The organism is Nostocoides australiense Ben110 (genome assembly GCF_001050535.1).
Taxonomy (GTDB): Bacteria; Actinomycetota; Actinomycetes; order Actinomycetales; family Dermatophilaceae; genus Nostocoides_A; species Nostocoides_A australiense.
In genome coordinates this window covers 3,641,473-3,642,743 of the sequence record NZ_HG764815.1, presented here as the reverse complement: position 1 = coordinate 3,642,743, position 1,271 = coordinate 3,641,473, and the positions used below count along the sequence as shown (strand labels likewise).

Below are 1,271 nucleotides of genomic sequence, written 5' to 3'. Positions count from 1 at the left end.
CGGTGAGCCGATCGCTCAGGGCCGCGGCCTGGGCCGTGATGCCGCGCGTCGCCGCGCGCCAGATCTCGCCCGGCGCGGCGTCGGGGTCGATGGTGACATCGCCGGAGCCGGGGCCGATGGTGACGGCCGTAGGCACATCGTCGGCTGCTGCGGCCGCCTGGTCGAGTTGCGGCAAACCGTCCCGGTCGACACCCAACGCTGCCATCACCTTGCCGAGGATGAGGCCGCCCTGGGTCGCGCCGAGCAGGCACCAGCGGCCCGGGGCCGCGTGGTGGCCGACGGTCACGCCGGCAGCCGTGAGCGTGCGCACGGCGTCGGTGGCGATGTCCGGTGCGGAGGTGCGCAGAATGGCCTCTGCCGTTCCCGCAGAATCGAATTCGTCACCAGGACGATGGGCACCCATGCCGATCGCCGCGACCTGATGGTCGTGGCCCGCGACCGTGACGACCGCGCCGTCGAGTGCCGCGAGCGCACCCTGCCCGCGGGCGGCGCCGATGCCGGTGCCGGCCGGGACGAGCGGCCCGAACAGCGAGGCCTCGGCGCCGGCCCAGTGCAGCGCCGGTTCCCACCACGTCGCGGTGCGCAGGTCGAGCATCCCAGTCCGCGAGGCGAGCGAGGGCTCACTGGCGTGACCCGCGCCGAGATCGTAGGCGAGCCACTCGGCCACGCTGAACCGTTTGGTGGCCGCGGCGACGGCAGGCACGTGGCGGGTCAGCCACTTGTGCTTGGTGACACTCCATTGCGTCCACAACGGCAGCCCCGTCGTGGCGGAGTAGGTCTCACCCCCGAGTTCGGCGATCAGCTCCTGCAGTTCGTGCTCGTCGCGGTGGTCGTGCCAGGCGATCACCGGTGCCAGGACGCGGCCGGCCTCGTCGACGAGGACCCCCGCCTCGGCCATGCTCGCGATGCCGATGCCGATGATCCGGCAATCGGGAGACTGGGCGAGAGCGTCGGCGAGGGCGACCCGGGCGGTGCGGGTCAGGGCGGCGGCGTCGGTCTCCTCACCGTATGTCGTGCGCTCCCACGTGGTCGGCGCGCGGCCGAGGGCGATCTGCTCTCCCTCCGGGGTCAGCAGCGCGACCTTGACCGAGGTGGTCCCGGCGTCGATCCCGGCCAGCAGTTCCCGCGGCATACCTGCGTCTCCGTCGTCGTGGTGTTGGGAATAGTTGTAGTTGGTTGGGAATGCTTGTGTCAAGGGGTTGTCTTGAATCACGGGTTGTCCGGAGGCGCGCATAGGGTGGTCTCTCATGACCGACCTGCCGATGCCCACG

The 1,271-nt window shown here is 71.4% G+C and carries 1 protein-coding gene; it reads right to left on the bottom strand.

What is annotated here, in order from left to right:
* Positions 1–1,195: FGGY-family carbohydrate kinase (locus tag BN11_RS17860; RefSeq protein ID WP_162213281.1), on the bottom strand; the 1,195-nt coding region annotated here is incomplete at its 3' end.
* Positions 1,196–1,271: the final 76 nt, after the last annotated feature.